The organism is Arthrobacter sp. 10T413_2, assembly GCF_056394205.1.
In genome coordinates this window covers 1-23,051 of sequence record NZ_JBFTHK010000067.1, presented here as the reverse complement: position 1 = coordinate 23,051, position 23,051 = coordinate 1, and the positions used below count along the sequence as shown (strand labels likewise).

Genomic DNA, 23,051 nt, shown 5'->3' with positions numbered 1-23,051 from the left:
GTGCCGGATCTGTCCGGCACCGCCCCTTCTGTGTCTTAGGGCTGGTCGCTAGGCGGAGACCTCGGCTCGCGCGGCCCTGCGCTCCACGGCAACTTCCACCAGCACCCCGGCGGCAAACACAATCGGCACGGTCAGCAGCAGGCCCACGGCCGTTTCGGCACTGCCGCCGATCAGTGCGGTGAAGTTGCTGATCACGAGGAACAGGACCCAGCCAAGCAGCACGGTGGCGAGCACCGGCGCCACCACGGTCTGCCAGAGCTGGCCTGGCACCCTTTCGCGCCGGAAGTACGCGACGACGGCGAGGGAGCAGAGCATGTAGAGGACCAGGAGCGCCGCCACGGCAAGCCCGCTGAACCAGGAGAAGAGGGTCAGGACAGGGTCCAGGGACAGCACGGCGAACGGCGCCACGAGCAGGAAAGCGACCACGGTCTGGATCCGGGCGGCGACGGCGGGAGCCTTGTGCCGGTTGGTCCGGGCCACTCCGCGGGGCATCGACCCGCGCAGGGCCAGCGAATGGAGGTAGCGGTTGATTCCGTTGTGGAAGGCAATGATGCCGGCCAGCAGGGAGGTCACGAGCAGCATGCCGGTGACGGTTCCGGCCCACGGCCCGAACAGCTCCACCATGGGCGTCAGCACGAAGGAGGTGKAGTCGCCCGACTCCAGGGCCGCGCCCGCGGCGTCGACGACGTGCGAGGGGCCGTAGTAGCTGACCAGCATCCACGAAATGAAGGAGAAGAAGATCGCGATGACCMCCACCGAAAGATACGTGGCACGGGCCACTGTGCGGTGGGCGTCCTTGGMCTCGGCCGAGTAGATGGCCGTGGATTCAAAGCCGAACATCGAGGCGACAGCGAACATGATGGCCACGCCCGGGGCGCCCGCGCCGATCGCCGCGGGAGAGAAGGAGGCAGCGAGGCTGATCCCCTCCGGTCCGCCGCCCCGCAGCAGCACGGTGAACCCGAACATGAGCAGGATCGCGACCTCGAGGCCGACGAGCACCGCCAGGACCCGGGCCCCGAGTTCGATGTTGAGGGATCCCAGCACCTGCACGCCCGCCATGGTGATCACGGCCAGCAGCCACCAGGGAACCACGATCCCGGCGGTTCCGAGGACGCCCGAGAATGCGGCGCCGTACAGCCMGTACATCGCGGCCTGCACCGTGCTGTACGCGAGGAGCGCKAGCCACGCCGCCCCTGCCCCGATCCTCCGCCCAAAGGCGGCCGTGACATAGGCGTAGAAGGCGCCGTTGGCCTGGATCTTGCGGCTCATCGCGACGAACCCGACGGMGAAGATTACGATCACGATGCCCACCACCAGATACGCGCCGGGCGCGCCAGGGCCGTTGCCGAGGGCCGCGGCCAGCGGTGACGCCCCGACGATTCCGGTCAACGGCGCCTGGGCGGACAACACAAAGAAGAGAATGCCCATGACGCCGACGCTTYCGGCGCGCAGCGCGGTGGAGTGCTCCGTGCGGGGACTGGCTTCTGCGGTCGGGGACTCGGATTTTGAAATACTCATCGGATCCTTCTTAACGGTCATGAGTCTGGGAAATTTCGGTCTGGGAATATGGGGGGTGCGTTGCACCGTGAAATCCAGCATGGCAGGTGGCGCGCGTCACCCTCTTGTCGCTCAGCGATCGGTTGTTGTTCATGAGCGAAGTTGGTCGAGAACGGCAGTGACGTTCAGGAAGTGTGCAGCGCCAGGAGGGAGGCCGCGTCACGGGCGGCACCCATGCCGCTCTCAATTGCGCCGTCGATAAATCCGCTCCAGCCGTTGGCGATATCGGAGCCGGCAAACAGGACCCGGCCGTGCGCCGCCTGCATGGCGGCGAGGTAGGTCGAGAGAAAACCGGTGCGGTGCATCGGCCAGGTTTCACCGGATAGCGGATCCTCCAMCCAGTTGTGGCTGCCTACCGCAACCACCTCGACTMCCGGCACCAGACGTGCGAGCTGAGCTTGGACGGCAGCTGGATCCTCCACGTCGATCTTCGCGGCGTCAGGACCGAACCCGACGGCGATGGTGTCGCCGTCGAGCGTGTACTCCGCCTGGAAGAAATTCAGGGGCCAGTCGGCGCCTCCCAGCGCTACGAAAGGTGCATGTTTTCCGCGAAGCCTGAACCAGACTTTGGCACCTTTGGAGACCTGCCCAAACGTGGAGCCTTCGGCCTTGACCGATGGCAGGGGCGGCTCAAAGTCAACCGCCGCCAGAGCCGGGAGCGGAATCGTGACAATCGCCGTCCGGGCACGGACGTTCCGGCCGTCCGCACCCCGGATGTTCACGAATGCTGCGTCATCCGAGATGGTTTCAACGGTGAAGCCGTACTCGATACCGGCCCCGGAATCCGAGAGGATCGCTGCCGCCAGGGCGGCTGTGCCGCCAACGATCTTGTAGGTCGCGCACGCTTCGAAATTCACCGCCCAGTCGCCGTTGGTGAGGGCAACCCAGCGCAGTGCCTGGGTCAAGGCCGCGTTGTCCAACGGACCATTGAAGTTCAGAGCCCAAAAGGATTCGAGGATGTCCCGCGGGCCGCCGGCGGGGAATTGCTCACGGATTCTCTCTTGGACGGACACCTCATCGATCGCCTTGAAATCGTCGCGGGCCAGCGGCCTGAAGGGCTCCGGAAAATACTTGCGGGAGTCCTGAACGAACTCCTCATTTGTCTGGCCGATGATTGCGAGCAACTCGTCCGGGGCGCCCTCGTGGCGGCGGCCGCCCGCCCACCAGAAGGCACGTTCCGGCTCGGGACTGGGCGTGGTCTCCAAGCCGTAACGCGTCAGCTCAGCCCAGACATGCGGCTGGGTCCAGTGCACCCAGGTGCCGCCGATTTCCAGGTCCCGTCCCAGGCGCTGATCCAGCCACGTGCGGCCACCGATCCTGTCGCGGGCTTCCAGGATGAGCACGGTTGCGCCCTGCCTGGTGAGCTCACGGGCAGCGGTGAGACCGGCAAATCCGGCCCCGACCACAACCACGTCATACGTCTCTACGTTGTTCATTCGGACACTTCCTAGGAGTAGACGAAAAATTCGATGGTCGGCTCAAGCACGGACCACCGGGTGCGGGCGCCCCTGTTGAACGACGCGGCACCGCCCGGCCCGAGGTCATAGACGTCTCCGCCCTCCACCTCAATAGTTAGGTGGCCCTGGACGATGGAGATTGTCTCGTCAGCCTCGATCACAAGGTCGAAAGGCTCGGGCGCCTCCGCGGGCGTGACGTGCCAGTAGCCGCAGGCAAGTGCGGGCCGCTCTCCTTCACCAAAGCGGCGGATCCACTGAACAGATCCCAGTTCGAATGGCTCGTTCTTGTTGGCGTCGAGGGTAGAGGAAGTAGTAAAGGCCGGGGTGAAAGGCATGCTGACTCCGTGGAGTTGTGGGCGACGAAGGCGCCGAATGGAATGGCAAATGGCCGTGAGGCGACGTGATCTGGTTCACATGGAATTCAATATCAGCATTTGCTTAGTTTTAAGTCAATAGCTCCGCCGTGCACCGCGGCGAACTCGCTAKACTCGGTCCATGACTGCCACGCCTTCGAAGTACGGAACCGGAAAGGAAGCCCTATTGCGCGCCGCCGTTTCGGTGGTGGCTGCCAAGGGACTGCGGGGGCTGACCTACCGCTCGGTGGCGGAAGCTGCCGGAGTCAACAACACTTTGGTTGCCCACCACTTCGGATCCCGCGACGCCCTCATAGCCGCAGCCCTGGACTGGGCTGCCGAGCAATCCATCAATGCGTCCAAGCTGCGGGAGGCTGCCACGCTGGGCCACTCATTCACGGACTCGCTGCTGGAGCTACTTCTGGCAGAACCGGAACTGCAGGTATTTCAGTACGAGATGATCMTCGAGGCCCGACGGCGTCCCGAGCTTTCCGAAGCGGTGACCGCCCTCTACGAGAGCTACATCAGCGCCCTGGCCGACGGGCTGACGGCCTCAGGCCTGACCGGCAACATGAGGGTTGTGGCCCGCACGCTTTTTGCCGCCCTCKACGGCCTCGTTCTGCAGTACCTGGCCGGCGTCGATCGGTCAGCCATTGCTGCATCCCTTGACGAAGTCCACGACATGCTTCTGCTTCGGGCGCGCTCCGKAACGCAACTCTAGGCAACGCCTTTGGCGTTCCGTTCGCTCCCGCACAACAGCTCTTCGCGGATAGACAAGACCCTCGGTGCCCCGCCGGAGCACGCTTGAAGCAACGCTCGCAGGCCGTACCGGCCGCGTTCTCTGAACTACTCGATGTGGAGTACACCCATGGAAACCTACGACGCCCTTCTCGCCTCGATCACCCCKACGTCCGGTGCGACCCGGACCATCTTGGACCCCGCCACCGGCGAAGCGGTCGGGCAGGMTCCCGTCCACACCGTTGCGGACCTGGAGCAGGCCATCGCCGCCGCAACGGCTGCCCAGCCGGCCTGGGCCGCCCTGGGCCACGACGCCCGGTCCGCGGCCCTGCTCAAGGCCGCCGACGCCGTCGAACGCTCCGCCGAGGAACTTGCCCGCCTGCTCTCCCGTGAACAGGGCAAGCCCCTCAACGGCCCCAACGCCCGCTTCGAAGTCGGCGCCTGCGCCGCCTGGCTGCGCGTCGCGGCCACCACGGCCCTGGAGCCGGAAACCGTGGTGGACGACGGCGAAACCCGCGCCGAACTGCACTACCGTCCCATCGGCGTCGTCGGTGCGATCGGCCCGTGGAACTGGCCCATGATGATCACCGTCTGGCAGCTCGCCCCCGCCCTGCGGATGGGCAACGCCGTGGTGGTCAAGCCCTCCGAATACACCCCGCTCTCCGTCCTGGCCCTCGCCGCCGTCATCAACGAGGAACTCCCCGAAGGCCTCCTGTCCGTGGTCTCCGGCGGCCGGGACGTCGGCGAGGCCCTGGCCGGGCACCCCGGCATCGGCAAGATCATGTTCACCGGCTCCACCGCCACCGGCAAGGCCATCATCAAGTCCTCCGCCGACACCGTCAAACGCCTCACCCTGGAACTCGGCGGCAACGACGCCGGCATCGTGCTGCCCGACGCGGACCCCAAAGCCATCGCCGAAGGCCTGTTCTGGGGCGCGTTCATCAACACCGGCCAGACCTGCGCGGCCCTCAAACGCCTCTACGTCCACACCGACATCTACGACGCCGTCTGCGAGGAGCTCACCGCCGTCGCCGCCGCAATGCCGATGGGTAACGGCCTGGACGAGGCCAACGTGCTCGGCCCGCTGCAGAACCGCCAGCAGTACGACATCGTCGACCGTCTCGTCGACGCCGCCAAGGCCTCCGGCGCCCGGGTCCTGCTCGGCGGCAACCCCGACCCGGACCGGGCCGGCCACTTCTACCCCACCACCCTGATCGCCGACATCGACAACGACAACCCGCTCGTAGCCGAGGAGCAGTTCGGCCCCGCCCTGCCGATCATCCGCTACAGCACCGTCGACGAAGCCGTCGCCAACGCCAACGCCCTCGACGTCGGACTCGGCGCCTCCGTGTGGTCCTCCGACCCCGCCGCAGCCCGCACCGTCGCGGCCCGGCTCGAAGCCGGCACGGTCTGGATCAACAAACACGGCGCCGTGGACCCCCGCGTCCCCTTCGGCGGAGCCAAGCAATCCGGCTACGGACTCGAGTTCGGCGTCGAAGGCCTCAAAGCCCTCGGCGTGCCCCAGGTCATCAACGGCTGACGCTGTTCTTGTTAGGGGCCACCGGCGCGGCGGCCGCGGGCACGGGTTCGTGCCGCAGGTAGCTGCGCCGGAACCGGCCGCTGCCGGCGGTCAAGGCCCGCAGCTCCACCGCGTACTTCAGCAGCTCCTGGTCCGGAACCTCGGCGCTGATCTCGGTGCTGTCGTCCGCGGCGGACGTCGTTCCCGTCAGCCGTGCCCGGCGGGAAGACAAGTCGCTCATCACGGCGCCCACGTGGTCCTCCGAAACGCTGATGGTCACAGCCGAGACCGGTTCGAGGAACTGAATCCGGGTGGCCGCCGCGGCTTCCCGAAGGGCCAGGGCACCGGCCGCCTGGAAGGCCGCGTCGGAGGAGTCCACGCTGTGGGTCTTGCCGCCAACCAGCGTCACCCGGATATCCACCACGGGGAATCCGGCGGAGACGCCTTTCTGCATCTGCGCGCGTACGCCTTTTTCGACCGAGGCGATGAACGGCCCGGGAATCACCCCGCCCACCGTCTTGTCGACAAATTCGAATCCGGCGCCGCGTTCGAGGGGTTCCACCTCGATGTCGCAAACGGCGTACTGGCCGTGGCCGCCCGATTGCTTGACATACCGCCCGTGGCCGGCCGCCGGCGCGGCGAACGTCTCGCGCAGCGGGGTGACCACCGGGACGGTCTGCAGGTTCACTCCCTGGTCCCGCAACCTGCCCAGGACGACGTCGGCATGGGCCTCGCCCATGCACCACAGGATCAGCTGGTGGGTTTCGGAGTTGCGTTCCACGCGCAGCGTCGGGTCCCCGGCGATGACCTTGCCCAGGTTCCGGGCCAGGACGTCCTCATCGCCGTGCGTGGCCGCTTCGATGGCCACAGGCATGAGCGGATCCGGCATGTCCCAGGCGGCGACGAGCAAAGGCGACTCCTTGGCCGAAATCGTGTCGCCGGTCTCCGCGGTGCCCAGTTTGGTCAGCGCGMAGATATCCCCGGCAACGCAGAACGCTACCGGCCGCAGACCGGATCCGAGCGGCGAATACAGGTGCGTGATGCGCTCGTCGCTATCGTGGTCCTCGTGGCCGCGGTCCGCCATGCCGCGGCCGCCCACGTGGATGGCGGCGTCCTCCCGCACGACGCCGGAGAAGACGCGCACCAGGCAGACCCGGCCGAGGAATGGGTCGATGGTCGTGCGCACCACTTCGCCGAGCAGCGGCCCTTCGGGGTCACAGGCCAGCGGGCCGGCGGCCACGCCGTCGAGGTCCGTGGCTGTCGGGACCCCGCGCTCCGCCGGCGTAGGAAAAGCGCGCACCAGGACGTCCAGCAGTTCCGCCAGGCCAAGTCCTGATTCCGCGGACACCGGCAGCAAGGGGTGAAAGGACCCGCGGGCGACGGCGGTCTCCAGATCGGCGATCAGGGCTTCGGAAGCGATTTCTTCACCACCGAGGTACCGATCCATGAGCGTCTCGTCCTCGCTCTCGGCGATGATTCCTTCGATCAGCGCGCCCCGCGCGGGCTCCGACCCGGCGAGTTCGACGTCGGTCGCGGCGCGGGCTGAGGGTGCCGCTTCGTCCGGACCGTACTGGGAAACCATGCCGGTCAGCAGCCCCAGCAGGCCGGTGACGGTACTGTCGGTGCTGACCGGTAGGTAGAGCGGCACGACAGAGTCGCCAAACGCCAGCCGGCAGCGGGCAAGGGCGGCGTCGAAATCCGCGCGCGGGTGGTCCAGACGGCTGATGACCACGGCCCGGGGCATTCCGAGCCGTTGGCACTCGTTCCAGAGCGCGGTGGTCGCGGCGTCGACGTCGTCGGTGGCCGATACGACAAACAGCACCGCGTCCGCCGCCCGCAGCCCGGCACGCAGTTCTCCGATGAAATCCGTATAGCCGGGAGTGTCCAGCAGGTTTACCTTGATATCCCCGACTGTCACGGGCACCACGGCCAGTGCCACGGAGCGTTGCTGGGCGATGGCGGCGGGATCCGAGTCGCTCACCGTGGTGCCGTCGGCGATCGAGCCCTTGCGCGTGATGGCCCCGGTGGCGGCAAGCAGGGCTTCGGTGAGCATCGTTTTTCCAGCACCTGAATGGCCTACAAGTGCCACATTGCGGATCTTGTCCGGCTGCTCCGGCGGCGCGGAGCCGTTGGCGTCGGCCCGCCGGAGGTCAGACGTGCCCCGGGCCGGACCCCTCGACGGAGTCCTGGCGGCTTTCGATGGCATGAAATCCTCCTGGCGTGGCGTCMACTCGTGCCCCGCAGGGCCTTCCGTTAAGGATTGGACACCCTGGGACGCCCGGACAGCAAGGGCTTTTTCACGCCGCGGCCGGAGCAACCAGGGATCCGGAGGCCGCCCGGTTCTTGAGCCAGCGGCCCAGGGCCTTGCCTTTGCCCTTCCACCAGTTGTCTTCGTCGGTGTCGTGGTGCCAMCGGAAGATCACGGCGACCAGGATGAAGACGCCTGCGGCGACGTTTGTCCAGGAGCCGGACGCGGCATCGAGGAGCACGCTGAACGCCATGACCAGGATGGACGGCAGGGCCAGGGTGCGGAAGACGGTGTTGGCCACATAGCGGCGGTGGGACCGCGGGACGGACACTGCGCGGACGAAGTCGAAGCACAGGCATACCACCACGAGCGCCTGCCCCAGGGACATCAAGATGTGCCCTGGCAGCGAGCCGGCAAACAGGACGGCCGCCTGGAGCCCCGGGCTCATCGCGTACCCGCGAACGTGGACGGTCCAAACTCGGATGACTCATGCATGCGATGCCCCCCCGGCCTCTACGCTGCTGCGCTGGCTCCGCCCGGGCTTCCCGAAGGAGCTGTGAGCGTGTCACACCAGACTTTCTGACACCCCAATTCAACGCGCGCTCAAGGCCTGAAGTCACGCACTTCAGGTACCCGACTATCGGAAGGCACGTTACCCGTTTCCGCTGCGCAGTACTCAGTTCGTTGCCGCGGCTACTTGCCCGGGCACGCCGGCATGCCGCCACCGTGCCTGCGGGATGCGCCCGGAGCTGCGGATAAAAGCAGACTACTTGCTCCACTAATCCGGGCCGGACACCACGGCTCGAGGACGTCCGCACGCGCGTAATGTCGCACCGTTTMGTCCCGCCGCGCACGTAGTTTCCGTGCGGAAACCAGAAGCTCTCCGAGCCGAAACGCGAGTACCTTACTCGKGAGTAGGTAATCCCGGGGCGAAAAGACKAGTACAACTACACGTTGTCCCGTCCGCTCTTCACCGCAACGATTGGGCCATCGATTCAGCGCGGCAACCGCAGGATTGGGGGGAATGCGGCTCAGGCCTGTTGACTCCTGTCCGGGTGCCACMCACACAAGGAGTCTCACAAATGCGCAAGCTCACCAAGAAGAGCAAGGTCATCGCCGTTGCAGCCTCAGTCGCCCTCGTGGCCGTCGGCGGCGGCACTGCTTACGCCTACTGGACCACCACCGGCGCCGGCACCGGCACCGCTGCCAACTCCACCGGCGGCGGCACCGTKACCCTGCATGCAAGCTTCGCGGCCGGCCTGGCACCKGGCAACTCAGTGCCCGTGACGTACACGGCCGACAACAGCACCAACACCGGCACCGTCGTCGGAGCCCTCACTGCGAAGGTGACCACGAGCGCTGCCGAGTGCCTGCCGGCGTGGTTCACGGTCAGCGCCGATACGTCGAACTCCCCGGTCGCGGCGAACAGCACGGGCACCCAGGTGGGGTMCGGAACACTGGCCTTCCTGAATGACMCTGCCAACCAGGATGCCTGCAAGTCGGCCRTCGTCACGGTCACCGTCGGCAGCGAGTAGCTKGTGTCCCCGGCGGGCMGGATACCCGGCCCGCCGGGGCGGCCTTCGGGCCACTGTGCAACAACGCATCAGCCACCGCCGACACCCACGATCCGCGCCATACCGCCGGGTCGAAGGAGGATACGGAATGCAGCATCTACTGCGGTTCTTCCGGCTCGCAAGGGATCACGCGGGCCTCGCCGGCCGCGTCCTCATTATTGGCCTGCTGGCCATTTTCCTGCCGGCGGGCACGCTCTACGCGGCCGGGCAGCAGTCCGCCCCGCAAAAGCCCGGGATCCTGGTGCAGGTCACGCCGTCCAGCAGGAACGTTGACCAGGGACAGGCCACGAGCTATTCCGCAACTGTCAGCTCGACGGGCGGGTTTGCGGGCACGGTAGTACTGACTGTCACCGGCCTACCGGCGGGGGCAGCGCCCAGCTTCTCGCCGTCGTCCCTCAAGCTGACGGCCGGCAGCACGGCCCAGCTCAGCGTGAACGTCTCCACGGCATCCTCTACTGCCGCCGGAGACTACGCCTTGACCTTGACGGGCCAGAGCGGTGCGATCCAGTCGGCTTCCGTACAAACCCAGTTGAGGGTCAAGGCTCCCCTGCGCGTGTTCGGGCTCTCCGGCGACGTGGCGGGACTGCTCGCCCCCGGCACCAACCGGTCCCTGGACCTTGGATTCACCAACGCGGATAAGAGCATCGACGTCGGCAACCTGACGGTCTCGATCGCGGGCGTAGTCCGCACGGCGAAGGCGATCGCGGCTAACCTGCCCTGCACTGCGCAGGACTACGCCGTGGTGCAGTTCAGCGGGCGCTATCCCTTGGCGGTTCCGTCCGGCAACAGCTCGCTCTCACAACTTGGCGTTCCATCCGCCCAATGGCCGCGGATCGCAATGCTCGACACTCCTCGTCTGCAGGACGGCTGCAAGGGTGCGGTCCTCCAGTTGGCCTACTCGGGATCAGGGCAGGGAAACTGACATGCAATCCACACGATCCATGCTGCGCGGCACCAGAGTCGCCGGAACCGCCTCCGCCGCTACCGCCGCGCTCTGTCTGCTGGCCGGTGGAGGCACCGCCTACGCCTACTGGGCCACTACCGGCACGGGTTCCGGTGCCGCAGCCGCAGCCCCGATGCAGACCGTCACCGTCGATGCGTTTGTTGCCGGCGACTCGAACCGGACCAGTCTGGTTCCGGGCGGCAGCGCTGACGTCATCCTCCGCACCAGCAACCCCAACGCGTTCGCGGTTCAGTTGTACTCGGTGGCCTCCAACGGGGCAATCACGGCCGATGCCGCCCATTCCGGATGCACCACCACCGGGGTGGCCTTCACGGCCCCTGCCGYGCCGCTCGCACCKGCCGTCACCATCCCTGCGAACTCCTCCCTGCTGGTCCCCCTGCCTGGCGCGGCGAGCATGTCCGTCCAGTCACAGTCMGCCTGCCAGGGCGCGACCTTCAAGATTCCCGTCACCGTGGAGGCCCGACGATGAGCCGTCGCAACACCCGCCAGGCACACCCGAGCATCCGGAGCCGCGTTGCCGTCATCGTTGCCGGCGTCACCCTGCTCTCGTGGCCCGGCCCGGGGGCCAACGCCTTCTGGGCGTCTATCGCGAACGGGGGGTCCGCGGCGGCCGCTGCTGATGCCGTGGCCGCCGGCGCAACGCCGTCGGCCAGCGTGTCTGCAGAAAATGTCACGCTGGCATGGAAGGCCGCCGCCACCCTCGCCGGCCGCTCAGTCAGCGGCTACACKGTGGGGCGCTACGCTTCCGCATCCGGCGGCACAAGGATTGCCGCGGGGGGAACATGCACGGGCACAGTTGCCGCGGGGCTGGGCTGCACCGACCAAGGCGTCCCGACCGGCACCTGGTACTACACGGTCACCCCGGTGCTGGGGCAGTGGCAAGGATCCGAGAGCATCCGGAGCGCAGGCGCCGCCGTTGACACCACCCCGCCGGCGGCCCCGACCGTGACGGCCCCGGCCTACGTCAGTTCCGCCAACGTCGCCTCCGTGCCGGTCAGCGGCACCACCGAACCGGGGGCATCCATCGCCCTAACGGTCAAGGACGCCGGCGCCGCGCATACGGTCACCGCTGCTGTGACCGCGGACGCGTCCGGAGCCTGGAACACCGCTGTGAACCTCTCGTCTCTGGCTGACGGGACGCTCACCTACAGCKCCGTCGCCACCGACACCGCAGGCAACCAGGGCAATCCCGCGACGCCGGGCACAGCGTCCTCCGTCAAGGACGTCACTGCCCCGACGGTGTCCGGGGTGCTGCTGGCCGACGGCGGCGGCAAGAGCGGCAAGATCGAACCCGGCGACAAGGCCACCATCACCTTCTTCGAAGCCCTGGACTCCTCAACAATCTGCAGCAGCTGGGCCCCTGGTGCCGCAGGGACCCTGAGCGGGGACAACCAGGTCACCGTCACCATCAGCGCGGGMAACGTCCTCAGCGTCAGCGTGGACAGCTCGGCGTGCCCGACGTCGAGAATTGGCAGCGTCGCCCTCGCTGGAAGCTACTCCCCGTCGGGGACACTCACTTACAAGGGTGCCGGAGGGTCCGCCTCGACGGTCAGCTGGAGCCCCGCCACCCGGATGCTCACCATCACACTGGGGGCCCTGGCCACTGGAAGCGCGAACAATGGAACGGTTAAGGCCGCTGTGCCGACGTACAYGCCCACAGGTGGCATGCGGGACGTAGCAGGCAACGGCCTTGCCGTCACCCCGGTGGCAGGCTCGAGTTCGTMCTTCTGACACATCGCAAGAGTGCCCGGGACCTTCAYGGTCCCGGGCACTCTTGCACTAAGCCAGGATTCAGTCTTCKATCCCCCGCGGCCGCCACACCACCAGCGCCTGCGACCTCGCTTGGGGACGCTTGCCTCGGGCCAGGCTGACGACGTCGCCCGCGGCTCCCGCAGCGAAGATGCGGGAGTCCAGGGCCCGGGGGCGGCGATCGAGTTCTTCACTCAGCTCGGTGACGCGCCGTTGCAGGGCTGCMACCTGGTTCTCCAGCTGCAGGATCCGCTTGATGCCCTCCAGTGAGACGCCCTCCTGGGAGAGCCGCTGGACCTCGCGGAGCATGTTCACATCGCGCTGCGAGTAGCGCCGCGATTTGCCCGGGGCGCGGCTGGGCGAGACGATCCCCAACCGGTCGTACTGGCGCAGCGTCTGCGGGTGCATGTCCGCCAGCTCGGCGGCAACGGAGATGACGAAGATCGGCTGATCGAAGTCGATGGCCATGGCTGGACTCCGTTCCTAGAGCCGGGCCTTGGCTGCCAGGCCCGCGCGGACGTCCTCGTCGGCAGTGKCCGCGGCGAAGGCCTTCACGGCTTCCTCCGCTTCCTTGCTCAGCCGCCGCGGGACAGCGACGTCGATTGTCACCAGCAGATCGCCGGTGCCGCTGGCGTGCTTGACGCCGCGGCCCTTGACGCGCAGCGTGCGGCCGGACGGCGTCCCTGCGGGGACCCTGACTTTGACCTTGTCGCCGTCGATCGTCGGAACCTCGACATCGGCGCCCAGGGCCGCCTCCGGGAAGGAGACGGGGACGTGGATGCGGAGGTTTTCGCCGTCGCGGACGTAGAAATCATGGGGCTTCACGGAGACTGTGACCATGAGGTCGCCGTAGCCGGCGGGACCGTGCTGGCCTTTGCCGCGAACGCGGACCTTCTGGCCGTCCTTGATGCCGGCCGGGATGCGGACGTCGATGACTTCTCCGTCGGGTTCACGCAAGCCGATCGTGGTGCCGCGGATGGACCCGGCAAATGAGATCGAGGTGGACGCGGTGCGGTCCGCGCCTTTCTGCGGAGCGCGCTGGAACGACTGGCCGCCGCCACCGAACCCACCGCCGCCGCCAAAGAGATCGGCGAACTCGGGCGGAATGCCGCCGGCGGTGCTGTAGCTGCCGGAATGGCGTCCCCCGCCGCCGGTGAAGAGCCCGCCGAAGAGGTCTTCGAAGCCTGCGCCGCCGGCAGCCCCGCCTCCTCCGCCGGGGGCAAAGCGCGCGCCGCCGCCCATCGCCCGGATGGCGTCGTACTGCTGGCGCTCATCGGMGTCGGACAACACTGAATAGGCCTCGGAGATGTCCTTGAACTTCTTCTCCGACGCCGCATTGCCCGCATTGGTATCCGGGTGGTGCTGCCGGGCAAGTTTCCGGTAAGCCTTCTTGATATCGGCGTCGGAAGCGTCCTTGGCGACACCAAGGATCTTGTAAAAGTCCTTGTCCACCCAATCCTGGCTAGCCAATGGCGTTTCCTTTCTAATTCTGTGGTGCGTTGGAGCTCCGCTGGATAGGGGGCCGTGCCCGCTTCGCGGTGCCCTCCACGCCGCGGCCCCCTATCCAGCTTCGCTGCGCTCATCTCACCTTAGGCGAGACAACCGCTGAGCCGTAGCGGATGAGGGGGCCCGGGAGTGGCATCGGGCCTGCCGGAGCCGGGTGGCCGAGGATCGTAGATCCTTGGCCACCCGGCGGAGGGGCGGGGCCCCCTCATCCGCGAAGGCGCGGGGGCAACCCTACGCCGGAACAGCCACAATCACCTGGGCCGCGCGGAGGACGCGGTCGCCGGACTTGTAGCCCGAGCGCAGGACCTGGCTGACGGTATCGAAGTCGATATCCGTGCCGGGCTGCTGAATAAGGGCCTCGTGGATCGTGGGGTCGAACTCCACGCCGGTCTCATCGATGCGGACCAGTCCGTACGTCTTCAGCGCAGCCTCCAGCTTGGTGGCAATCGCGGCGAAAGGTCCGTCCGCGAGGTCACCGTGCTGGCGGGCGGCGTCGACGTCGTCCAGTACCGGCAGCAGGGCGTTCAGGACGCCAATGACGGCCATCTCGCCCGCAACGGCACGGTCGCGTTCGACCCGCTTGCGGTAGTTGACGTACTCGGCCTGCAGGCGGCGAAGGTCATCCCTGAGCTCCTCCGCCTCGGCGGCGACGGCTGCACCCTGGGCCACCGAGTCGGCGGCGGGCACCTCAACGCTGTTGAGGATGTCCTCCGCCTGGGACAGTGCGTCCCCGGAGTCCGCATGGTGTTCCTGGTCAGGGTGGCGGGCCTGGCCGGTCTTCGGATCAACCTTGCGGTTGTCGTGGATCACCGGCTTCTGCGGCTCGTTTTCCCGCTGTTCAGCGTCACGCCGGTTCTCGGAAGAACCGTGCTCTTCTTCGTTACCGTGGTGCGGCATGATTACTTCTTCTCGTCTTCGTCAACGATTTCGGCGTCGACGATGTCCTCATCGGAGCCCGCTGCCTGCTCGCCTGCGGGGGCACCGTGGGCGCCGGCGGCGCCGTCAGGGGATCCTGCGTGGGCGTAGATGGCCTCGCCGAGCTTGCTCTGGGAAGCCTGCAGCTTCTCAAACGCGGTCTTCACGGCGGCGTCGTCGGTGCCTTCAAGGGCTGCCTTGAGGGCGTCGACGTCGGCCTTGACCTCGGTCTTGACCTCTTCCGGCAGCTTGTCGGCGTTGTCCGCGATCAGCTTGTCCACGGAGTAGGCGAGCTGTTCGGCCGTGTTGCGGGTGTCGGTTGCCTCGCGGCGAGCCTTGTCCTCGGCTGCGTGCTCCTCGGCGTCACGGACCATGCGGTCGATGTCTTCCTTGGACAGTGCGGTGCCGCCCGTGATGGTCATKGACTGTTCCTTGCCGGTGCCCTTGTCCTTCGCCGAGACGTGCACGATGCCGTTGGCGTCGATGTCGAAGGTGACCTCGACCTGCGGGACGCCGCGGGGGGCCGGAGCGATGCCGGTCAGTTCGAACGTGCCCAGCGGCTTGTTGTCGCGGGTGAACTCACGCTCGCCCTGGAAGACCTGGATGGCCACGGACGGCTGGTTGTCATCCGCGGTGGTGAAGGTCTCGCTCCGCTTGGTGGGGATGGCCGTGTTGCGCTCGATCAGGTGCGTCATGATGCCGCCMTTGGTTTCGATGCCCAGGGACAACGGGGTGACGTCGATCAGGAGCACGTCCTTGCGCTCACCCTTGAGGACACCGGCCTGCAGGGCGGCGCCGACGGCGAMGACTTCATCCGGGTTGACGCCCTTGTTGGGTTCCTTGCCGCCGGCCAGTTCCTTGACGAGGTCGTACACGGCCGGCATGCGGGTGGAACCGCCGACGAGCACGATGTGATCGATCTCGGAAAGCTTGATGCCGGCTTCCTTGATGACGTCCTGGAACGGCTTCTTGGTGCGGTCCAGCAGGTCCTTGGTGAGGTCCTGGAACTTGGCGCGGGTCAGCTGCTCGTCCAGGTGGACCGGGCCGTCGGGGGTGACGGACAGGTACTGGAGGGAGACGTTGGTGCTGGAGGAGGAGGAGAGTTCCTTCTTGGCCTGCTCGGCTGCCTCGCGGAGGCGCTGCAGGGCAATCTTGTCCTTGGTGAGGTCGATGCCCTTGACCTTGAGCTGGTTCAGCAGGTAGTCCACTACGCGCTGATCCCAGTCGTCGCCGCCGAGGTGGTTGTCACCGGCGGTGGCGCGGACCTGGATGGTGGAGAAGTTGTCTTCGTCCTTGCCGACCTCCAGGAGGGAGACGTCGAAGGTTCCGCCGCCGAGGTCGAAGACCAGAATGAGTTCGTCTTCCTTGCCCTTGTCCAGGCCGTAGGCCAGGGCGGCCGCGGTGGGCTCGTTGACGATGCGCAGGACGTTCAGGCCGGCGATTTCACCGGCTTCCTTGGTGGCCTGGCGCTGGGCGTMGTTGAAGTAGGCCGGGACGGTGACGACGGCGTCGGTGACCTTTTCCCCGAGGTAGGACTCGGCGTCGTTCTTCAGCTTCATAAGGATACGGGCGGAGATTTCCTGCGCCGTGTACTTCTTGTCGTCAATGGCGACGGTCCAGTCGGTGCCCATGTGGCGCTTGACGGACGCGATGGTGCGGTCAATGTTGTTGACGGCCTGGCGCTTGGCGATCTCCCCGACCAGGACCTCGCMGGACTTGGAGAACGCAACGACCGACGGCGTGGTGCGGCCACCCTCGGCGTTGGCAATGACGGTGGGCTCGCCACCTTCGAGAACGGAGACGACGGAGTTAGTAGTTCCGAGGTCAATACCTACTGCACGTGACATGGGTTGTTTCCTTACTTTCCTTGGAATCTTTGAGGAATCCGCGGACCGCAGTGGTTCTAACCGCAATGGGTTCTAACAACAATGGGTCCGACCGTTATTGAGCGATCTACACTCAACTTTACCCAGACCCGGATTTAAGTCAATCCAAAGTTGAGCGCAATGGACTCAACTTTGGTCCAGGCACAGTCGGCAGCCTCTCTGTGCCGCCTGAATTTCCCGGATTTCAGGCCTTCCGGCGCGCCCCGGGCCGTGTTTCGCCCTGCGCGAACCTTCAGCGCGGACCCCCGCGGCGGAAGACCCCGCGGGGGCGGACCACCGCCTGCGCTGCTTATCGGTCGACGTCCTCCGACGATTCGCCCGCTGCCGGCCGGCCTGCACGCTCGGCGCCGGCCGTTCCGGCGGTTCCGTAGTCGCCCTCCGGGTACTCTGCTTCCTCGGCGACGGACTCCTCACCGGAGACCTCGGGCGCCGAGACTCCGGCGTCGCCGTAGTCGCCCGCGGCATAGTCGCCCTCCACCTCGCCGACGGCGGCCGCTCCGGCCACGCCGGCATCGCCGTAGTCCCCCGCCGAATACTCCCCCTCGACGGCCGTGGGCGGAATTTCACCTGCCGTGCCCGCAGTGCCGTAGTCGCCCTCGACATACTGCCCCTCGGCCTCTGCTTCTTCGGACATGGTCTCGCCCGAGGCGTTCTTTTCCGGCAGGTCCCCTTCAGGCGTGTTCTTTTCAGAAATGTTCTCTTCGGGCATGTTCTCTTCAGACATGGATGGATCCTTCCTGAAAGCATCGGTGCGCCCGTGCGGGCGCAGGGGCAGTCTACCGAGCGCCACCGCGGGGCAACAGGGGACCCCGCTTCACGGGGCGGCGGCCGCCGGCAGCCCGGCGACGTCGGCAAGCACCGCGAGGTGATGGCTGAAGAGCTCCTCCCGGGCGGTGAACGTTTCCTCGCCGTACTGGCCGAAGACTTCGAAGCTGACGGCACCGAAGAGCGAGCTCCAAGCGAGCGCGCCGCGGGCCAAGAGGTCATCCGGGACGGCCACGCCGAACTCGGCCCGGATTTTCGCCAGATCCCCGCCAAGTCCGGCGGCGACGGCAGGGCTGCGCCGACCCTCAACCGAGAGCTGACCGGCCCGGAAGGCGCCGTCGAGAATCGCCATAAGGGCAAAAATCACCCGCGTTCCGGGGCCGGTGGTCCGCTCGGCGGGCGCGCGGTACCCGGGCACCGGACTGCCGAAGAGAAGGGCATAGCGGGACGGTTCGCGCAGTGCCCAACCCCGGACTGCGCGGCCCAGCTCCGCAAAGCGGCCGCCGAAGTCACCTTCTGGCACGGCCCCGACGGCGGCATCCACTTCATCGCCGAGTTCGTTATAGGCGTCAATCAGCAGGAGAGTCAGCAGCTCTTCCCGGTTCTCCACATAGCGGTAGACCGCCGAGGAGACGACGCCCAGATCCCGGGCGACGGCGCGGAGGGACAGCGCGGCCGCCCCGTGCAGCGCCAGGTGCTCCCGGCCCAGGCGGACGATGTCGGCCACAGTCCGGGCGCGCGCCCGCTCCCGCGGGGTCCGGGGCCTGGAAGCCGCGGCGGCGGCCCCGGCGTTCTMCCTGGCGGCTTCAACGGCGGCATTKGCACTGTCCTCGGGCATGCATCCAGCATGTCACGGACAAGAGCACTGTCAACAAATGTGAGCACTGCTCTTGACTTACTTTCGCTTGGCGGCGCATCCTGAATTTAGAGAGCACTGCTCTCATAAATTCCAAGGAGATCAAAATGTCCCAATCCGGCACCTCCGGGTGTGCCCCATCCCGTCTCTTCGTCGTCACCGGCGCCGGCCCCGTGGGCTGGACGGTGGCGGAACAACTGGCAGCCGCGGGTCACCGCGTGCGCGTCCTGACGAGGTCCGGAAGCGGGCCCGCCCACACGCTGGTCGAGAGAATGTCCATCGATGTTTCGGACCCGGMCCGGCTCGGCGAGGCCTTCCGTGGCGCCGCGGCCGTCTTCCATTGCATCCACGGCTCGCGGTATAGCGCCGAGGCCTGGGCCCGGGAACTGCCGCAGGCGGAGCAAAGCGTGCTCACCGCGGCAGGCGAGGCGGGCGCCGTCGTCGTCTTCCCGGAAAGCCTGTACTCCTACAGTGCGCCGGAACGGCCCATGACCGAGGAGGGCCCMCGCGAGGCCCAGGGCGGCAAACGAGGTGTCCGCACGGCACTTCTGAAGGCTCGCGCGGAGTCCGCAACGAACACCGTGAGCGTGGTGGCGGGCGATTTCTTCGGGCCTCGGGTCCGCACCGCGCACTCCGGCGAGCGCATGGTGAAGCCCGTACTGGCAGGCAAATCCCTGATGGTGATCGGACGGGCGGATCAGCCGCATTCCTTTACCTACGTTCCTGACCTCGCGGCCGCCATGATTGCGGCGGCCGACAAGCCGCAGGTGTGGAACCGGGTGTGGCATGCGCCCACCGGACCGGCGCTGACTCAGCGCGAGATCGCCGGGGCATTCGCCAACGCGGCCGGCGCCCGGTCCCCGCGCGTCACGGCGTTGCCCGGCTGGGCGCTAAAGGCGATGGGAGTGTTTTCGCCCGATATGCGGGAACTGGTGGAGACGCTGTACCAGTTCGAGCGCCCGTTCGTGATGGATTCCGCCGCGAGCCAGGTTGCTCTGGGGCTGGAGCCCACGCCGCTGCACGAAGCAGCCGCCGCCACCGTCGCCTGGTGGAGGGACCAGGGACAGTGACGGCGGCTGCGGTTTTAGGGTCCGGCTAGCGGACTCCGGCTTCTTCGTTATCCGCAGTCCGGGGGAACGGGACGTCGGMGCGGTCCGCGGCGTCGTTMTCCGGCCGGCCGAGCTTGCCCGGCCACCAGATCCGMGGGCCAATGTCGTAGGCCAGCGCGGGCACCAGCAGCGAGCGGACCAGCACCGTGTCCAGCAAGACGCCGAACGCCACAATGAAGGCCAGCTGCACCAGGAACATGATCGKGATGRCCCCCAGAGCCGCGAAGGTGGCCGCGAGGATCACGCCCGCCGAGGTGATGACCCCGCCCGTCACGGCGAGGCCGCGCAGGATGCCGGCCCGGGTGCCGTGCTTCATCGACTCCTCCCGGACCCGGCTCATGAGGAAGATGTTGTAGTCGACGCCCAGTGCCACGAGGAAGACGAAGCCGAAGAGGGGCACTGTTGCGTCCGCTCCCGGGAAGCCGAAGATGTTGTTGAACACGAAGGCCGAAACGCCCATCGCCGCGCCGTAGGACAGGACCACGGAGGCGACCAGCAGGACCGGCGCCAGCACCGAACGCAGCAGCAGCATGAGGATGACCAGGATGACGCCCAGGACCACCGGGATGATGGTGACGAGGTCGCGCTGTGCGGTGGTATTGGTATCCAGGGCGGTGGCCGTCACGCCGCCGACCAGCACGCCGCTGTCAATCGTCTTCAGTTCCTGGCGGAGCGACACCACGACGTTTTCCGCCTCATTTGAGTCCGCAGCGTAGTTCAGCGTCGCGTTGATCAGAACCCTGCCATCCCTGACTGCCGGGGCGGCCGGTGCGCCCGGGGCCCCGGTGATGACCGGGGCCCCGCCCTCGGCCAGCAGGTAGGCGTCGCCGACGCCGTCGCTGGCTTTGGCTTTCGCCAGGACTTCCTGCGCCTTTGCCTCGTCGGCCACGATTACCGCCGGGCTGCCGGATCCGGCGTCGAAGTGCCGGCCCAGGGCTTCCTGCCCGTCGACGGCGTTAGAGGCGGTGAGGATGACATCGGTCTGGGCGACGCCGTTGGCTTTGAGCTGCAGAAGGCCAGTCCCCGCCACGAGAAGCAGAAGGACCGAGGCCACCCAGACCGTGCGCGGCCGGCGCGAAACGAGCGAACCCGTGGCCCGCCAGAGTCCCTTCTGGCCCTCCAGTCCCGTGACCAGTTCCGGCTCCCGCTCGGTTTCCGGAAGCAGCTTCGGCCGGAACGGCCAGAACGCGGCGCGGCCAAAGAGCGCCATCAGGGCCGGCAGCAGGGTCAAGGCCGCGAAGAGMGCKCAGAGGATGCCCGCGGCGGCTACCGGCCCTAGSGCCTTATTGGAGTTGAGGTCGGAGAACAACAGGCAAAGCAGCGCGATGATMACGGTGGCGCCGGAGGCCAGGATCGGTTCCCAGGCGGCCTTCCAGGCCGTGATTGCGGCAGCCGTGCGGTTGGTGGTGTGCGTCAGGGCTTCGCGGAACCGTGCCACGTACAGCAAGGCGTAATMGGTGGCCGCACCGATCACCAGGATGGACAGGATGCCMTGGCTTTGGCCGTTCAGCTKGATCCAGCCGGCTTTGGCCATGCTGAACACCAGTAGGATCGCGGCGCACAACGCGAAGACCGAGGTGAGCAGCACCATGATGGGCAGCAGCAGGGAGCGGTAGACGATCAGCAGGATCAGGAACACGGCGGCGAGGGCCACGAGTAGCAGGATGCCGTCAATTCCGGCAAAAGCACTCGCCAGGTCCGCCGCAAGGCCAGCCGGCCCGGTGACGAAGGTCTGCATTCCCGCCGGCGCGGATGCCTGGACCTCATTGCGCAGTTCCTTGACCACCGCCTTCACTTCTGCCGAGGAAGCGATGGGCACCACGAATTGAACTGCCTTGGCATCCGCGGAGGGGATGGGGCCGATCACCGTGCTGCCGACCTGCAGCGCCTCCAGCCTGCTCTTGAGGGCGGCGGCTTCGACKAGCTCGGCCGGGGTGAAGGCGCTATCGCTCTCKACCACGATCACGGCGGGGATTTCCTTGGAGTCCCGGAACTTGGCCTGCCAGTCCTGGGCCTCGGTGGCCTCGGCCCCGGCGGGCAGGAAGGAGGCCTGGTCGTTGGATGAAACCTCACTCAGACGGCCAAACGTCGGGCCGCCTATGCCGGCGATCGCCAGCCAGGCCACGACCAGCACTGCGGGAATCAGCCAACGCAGCCAGAACGGTACGCGCGTCGTCGGGGGCGAAGTCGTTTTCATGTGTCCTTCTAGGGTGCGATTMGGAGGGGACGAGGAATCAACTCCATAGTAGACTATCTCTATCATGGAGATAACCCTGAAGGGCGGAATACCGGAGGAAGATAGTAGAACACCCGGTTTCCGGCCACTGCAGTAAACTCCGGAAGGCGCCATCGACGACGCCGACCGACCGCGGTCAGACTGCCGCGGCCGCACTCAGGGACGCCGTATCTAGGGACAAAGGAGGTCCGTCTTGTCAGCCGATCCCCGGGGCCCATCCGAAGGCGCAGGGCCGCCCGAAGCAGCCGGCCCGCCGCCGCTCGTCCGGCTCCTGCAGGACTTCAACCTCGAAGCCAACCGCTACGTGGACTCCGCCGGCGGCCGCAACGACATGCACCGCACGGACCTGAACGCCCTGGCCGTCATCATGCAGCACACGGCACGGGACCAGATCGTCACCCCGGGCTTGCTCAGGAAAGAGCTGAACCTCAGCTCTCCCGCCACCACCGCACTGATCGACCGGCTCCACAGTTCCGGCCATGTGGTCCGAGAGCGCCAGGGCCCGGACCGCCGGCAGGTGCAGCTGCGCATGACGCCCAAGGCGTACCGGGACGGCGGCGCCATGTTCCTTCCGCTGGCCCGCCACATGGGCGCGGCGATCCAAACCTTCACGCCGGAAGAACTGGAGATCGTCACCCGGTTCATGAACTCGATGATCGACGCCACCGTCCGGGCCGGCGAAGAAGCGGCGCGCGGCGCGGCGCCTGAGCAGCGCCCCGAATGACTTACAGCCGCTGCTGATCGGCAGCCTGCGCCGTCTGACACTCCAGTGCCGTGAACTCACCGACGCGAGAGTGAGATCCAGTCAGCAGAGACTTCTTGAAGCGGGCTTCGGCAGCATCCACCTGAGCTGCGGGTGCATGGGCGAGAAGACTGGCAGGATGCTGAATTGGAATTGATGTCGATGAATGAAGTCGCTGCTATCCAATTCACGGAGGGCAGAGTTACCACCTCCCGTTCATTGCCTAGGCGCTTCATCGCGCGAGAAAACACTCGGGTTTCGACGGCAGTCCAAGAAAAGGTACAGGTGAAAATCCTACCGTTGCGTCGTGGCACAGCAGCGCAGCCAACGGCATGCCACTACGTCATTTTGCCCCAGGAATAGCGATGCCCGACCCCAGCGAAGTGAGGTCCCCGCACACACCTAGCGAACAAGCCGCGCCTCAAGCGCCTTGAGAAATTCCGTTTCGACTCGACGAGGCCGGTCAGTTAGCACAATTCTGAATGCACTTCGGGGGCGTTCATTATCTTGAGCAAACGCTCTTCACTTACTTTGTCGTCTGCACTAGAGCAAACACACAATTCAGGGGGACAACTTGACAGCAAATAAGGGCGGCGCCATACGTCGCATTTTCAGTCCGGCACGCACAGCACTCACAGCACTCATTGCGGTGCTCCTTTCACTGCTCACGGCTGCGCCCTCCCTGGCTGCGACGTCCGAGACTGAGCCCAACGGCACCATGGCGACGGCAACAGTGGTGCCCCTGGGAACCACCGTCTCCGGTTCAACACTCAGCGGAAACTCCTCCGACACCGATTACTACGCCATCGACCTGCCCAAGGCAGGCCGGGCCGGCCTGAACTTCAAGTTCCCCGCCGGGCTCGGAACGGGAACCGCC

Annotated in this window: 21 protein-coding genes; 9 read left to right on the top strand and 12 right to left on the bottom strand. The window is 66.8% G+C overall.

The window, feature by feature from the left end:
• Positions 1-48: 48 nt before the first annotated feature.
• The 3 genes from AC1DBQ_RS12395 to AC1DBQ_RS12385 all read right to left on the bottom strand — a co-directional run bounded on the left by AC1DBQ_RS12395 (position 49) and on the right by AC1DBQ_RS12385 (position 3,349).
• On the bottom strand, positions 49-1,518 hold the full coding sequence (locus AC1DBQ_RS12395) for an APC family permease (protein ID WP_476928783.1): 1,470 nt from the start codon (positions 1,516-1,518) through the stop codon (positions 49-51).
• A 164-nt stretch (positions 1,519-1,682) separates the two neighbouring features.
• Entirely contained in the window at positions 1,683-2,993 is a 1,311-nt protein-coding gene (locus tag AC1DBQ_RS12390; protein ID WP_476928782.1) for a flavin monoamine oxidase family protein, read from the bottom strand.
• Between the two features lie 11 nt (positions 2,994-3,004).
• The gene (locus tag AC1DBQ_RS12385) at positions 3,005-3,349 is read right to left on the bottom strand and encodes a cupin domain-containing protein (protein ID WP_476928781.1); all 345 of its coding nucleotides are present in this window, start codon (positions 3,347-3,349) and stop codon (positions 3,005-3,007) included.
• Positions 3,350-3,509: 160 nt separating this feature from the next.
• Here AC1DBQ_RS12385 and AC1DBQ_RS12380 point away from each other — a divergent pair, with 160 nt between their 5' ends.
• Positions 3,510-4,088, top strand: coding sequence for a TetR/AcrR family transcriptional regulator (locus AC1DBQ_RS12380; protein ID WP_476928780.1), 579 nt, complete (start codon positions 3,510-3,512; stop codon positions 4,086-4,088).
• 147 nt (positions 4,089-4,235) lie between these two features.
• Complete coding sequence (locus AC1DBQ_RS12375) at positions 4,236-5,645, top strand: aldehyde dehydrogenase family protein (RefSeq protein WP_476928779.1); 1,410 nt, start codon at positions 4,236-4,238, stop codon at positions 5,643-5,645.
• On the opposite strand, the gene AC1DBQ_RS12370 is transcribed toward AC1DBQ_RS12375, so the two are convergent.
• Together AC1DBQ_RS12370 and AC1DBQ_RS12365 are read right to left on the bottom strand one after the other, a co-directional pair.
• Complete coding sequence (locus tag AC1DBQ_RS12370) at positions 5,635-7,830, bottom strand: elongation factor G-like protein EF-G2 (RefSeq protein ID WP_476928778.1); 2,196 nt, start codon at positions 7,828-7,830, stop codon at positions 5,635-5,637. The two genes, AC1DBQ_RS12375 and AC1DBQ_RS12370, sit on opposite strands and share 11 nt — an antisense overlap.
• 91 nt (positions 7,831-7,921) lie before the next feature.
• Complete coding sequence (locus AC1DBQ_RS12365) at positions 7,922-8,320, bottom strand: hypothetical protein (protein WP_476928777.1); 399 nt, start codon at positions 8,318-8,320, stop codon at positions 7,922-7,924.
• A gap of 634 nt (positions 8,321-8,954) precedes the next feature.
• Here AC1DBQ_RS12365 and AC1DBQ_RS12360 point away from each other — a divergent pair.
• The 4 genes from AC1DBQ_RS12360 (at position 8,955) to AC1DBQ_RS12345 (ending at position 12,141) form a co-directional block, all read left to right on the top strand.
• Complete coding sequence (locus tag AC1DBQ_RS12360) at positions 8,955-9,407, top strand: hypothetical protein (RefSeq protein WP_476928776.1); 453 nt, start codon at positions 8,955-8,957, stop codon at positions 9,405-9,407.
• 127 nt (positions 9,408-9,534) lie between these two features.
• Positions 9,535-10,368 carry a COG1470 family protein gene (locus AC1DBQ_RS12355; RefSeq protein ID WP_476928775.1) on the top strand — a complete coding sequence of 278 codons (834 nt, stop codon included), beginning with the start codon at positions 9,535-9,537 and terminating at the stop codon, positions 10,366-10,368.
• A gap of 1 nt (position 10,369) precedes the next feature.
• Positions 10,370-10,879 (top strand): hypothetical protein, encoded by a 510-nt coding sequence (locus tag AC1DBQ_RS12350; RefSeq protein ID WP_476928774.1) that lies wholly within the window; start codon positions 10,370-10,372, stop codon positions 10,877-10,879.
• Positions 10,876-12,141, top strand: a complete 1,266-nt coding sequence (locus AC1DBQ_RS12345) for a hypothetical protein (RefSeq protein WP_476928773.1) — start codon at positions 10,876-10,878, stop codon at positions 12,139-12,141. The genes AC1DBQ_RS12350 and AC1DBQ_RS12345 overlap by 4 nt, the downstream gene beginning before the upstream one ends.
• A 60-nt stretch (positions 12,142-12,201) precedes the next feature.
• Here AC1DBQ_RS12345 and AC1DBQ_RS12340 read toward each other — a convergent pair whose 3' ends face one another.
• The 6 genes from AC1DBQ_RS12340 to AC1DBQ_RS12315 all read right to left on the bottom strand — a co-directional run bounded on the left by AC1DBQ_RS12340 (position 12,202) and on the right by AC1DBQ_RS12315 (position 18,069).
• Complete coding sequence (locus tag AC1DBQ_RS12340) at positions 12,202-12,627, bottom strand: heat shock protein transcriptional repressor HspR (RefSeq protein ID WP_476928772.1); 426 nt, start codon at positions 12,625-12,627, stop codon at positions 12,202-12,204.
• 15 nt (positions 12,628-12,642) lie between these two features.
• The gene (locus tag AC1DBQ_RS12335; protein WP_476928771.1) at positions 12,643-13,629 is read right to left on the bottom strand and encodes a DnaJ C-terminal domain-containing protein; all 987 of its coding nucleotides are present in this window, start codon (positions 13,627-13,629) and stop codon (positions 12,643-12,645) included.
• Positions 13,630-13,896: 267 nt separating this feature from the next.
• Positions 13,897-14,562 (bottom strand): nucleotide exchange factor GrpE, encoded by a 666-nt coding sequence (locus AC1DBQ_RS12330; protein ID WP_476928770.1) that lies wholly within the window; start codon positions 14,560-14,562, stop codon positions 13,897-13,899.
• Between the two features lie 2 nt (positions 14,563-14,564).
• A complete protein-coding gene (gene dnaK, locus AC1DBQ_RS12325) occupies positions 14,565-16,427 on the bottom strand; it encodes a molecular chaperone DnaK (RefSeq protein WP_476928769.1) in 1,863 nt (620 codons plus the stop codon).
• Positions 16,428-16,755: 328 nt separating this feature from the next.
• Positions 16,756-17,190, bottom strand: coding sequence for a hypothetical protein (locus AC1DBQ_RS12320; protein WP_476928768.1), 435 nt, complete (start codon positions 17,188-17,190; stop codon positions 16,756-16,758).
• 90 nt (positions 17,191-17,280) lie between these two features.
• Positions 17,281-18,069, bottom strand: coding sequence for a TetR/AcrR family transcriptional regulator (locus AC1DBQ_RS12315; RefSeq protein ID WP_476928767.1), 789 nt, complete (start codon positions 18,067-18,069; stop codon positions 17,281-17,283).
• A gap of 125 nt (positions 18,070-18,194) precedes the next feature.
• Between AC1DBQ_RS12315 and AC1DBQ_RS12310 the strand changes: the two genes are divergently transcribed.
• Positions 18,195-19,157: an NAD-dependent epimerase/dehydratase family protein gene (locus AC1DBQ_RS12310; protein WP_476928766.1), complete on the top strand. Its 963-nt coding sequence runs from the start codon at positions 18,195-18,197 to the stop codon at positions 19,155-19,157.
• A 25-nt stretch (positions 19,158-19,182) separates the two neighbouring features.
• Here the strand turns inward: AC1DBQ_RS12310 and AC1DBQ_RS12305 are convergent, their stop codons facing one another.
• Positions 19,183-21,393, bottom strand: coding sequence for an MMPL family transporter (locus tag AC1DBQ_RS12305; RefSeq protein WP_476928765.1), 2,211 nt, complete (start codon positions 21,391-21,393; stop codon positions 19,183-19,185).
• A 232-nt stretch (positions 21,394-21,625) separates the two neighbouring features.
• On the opposite strand from AC1DBQ_RS12305, the gene AC1DBQ_RS12300 reads away from it, so the two are divergent.
• Together AC1DBQ_RS12300 and AC1DBQ_RS12295 are read left to right on the top strand one after the other, a co-directional pair.
• The gene (locus AC1DBQ_RS12300; protein WP_476928764.1) at positions 21,626-22,156 is read left to right on the top strand and encodes a MarR family winged helix-turn-helix transcriptional regulator; all 531 of its coding nucleotides are present in this window, start codon (positions 21,626-21,628) and stop codon (positions 22,154-22,156) included.
• 592 nt (positions 22,157-22,748) lie between these two features.
• Positions 22,749-23,051 (top strand): hypothetical protein (locus tag AC1DBQ_RS12295; RefSeq protein WP_476928763.1); only part of this gene is annotated, 303 nt, incomplete at its 3' end.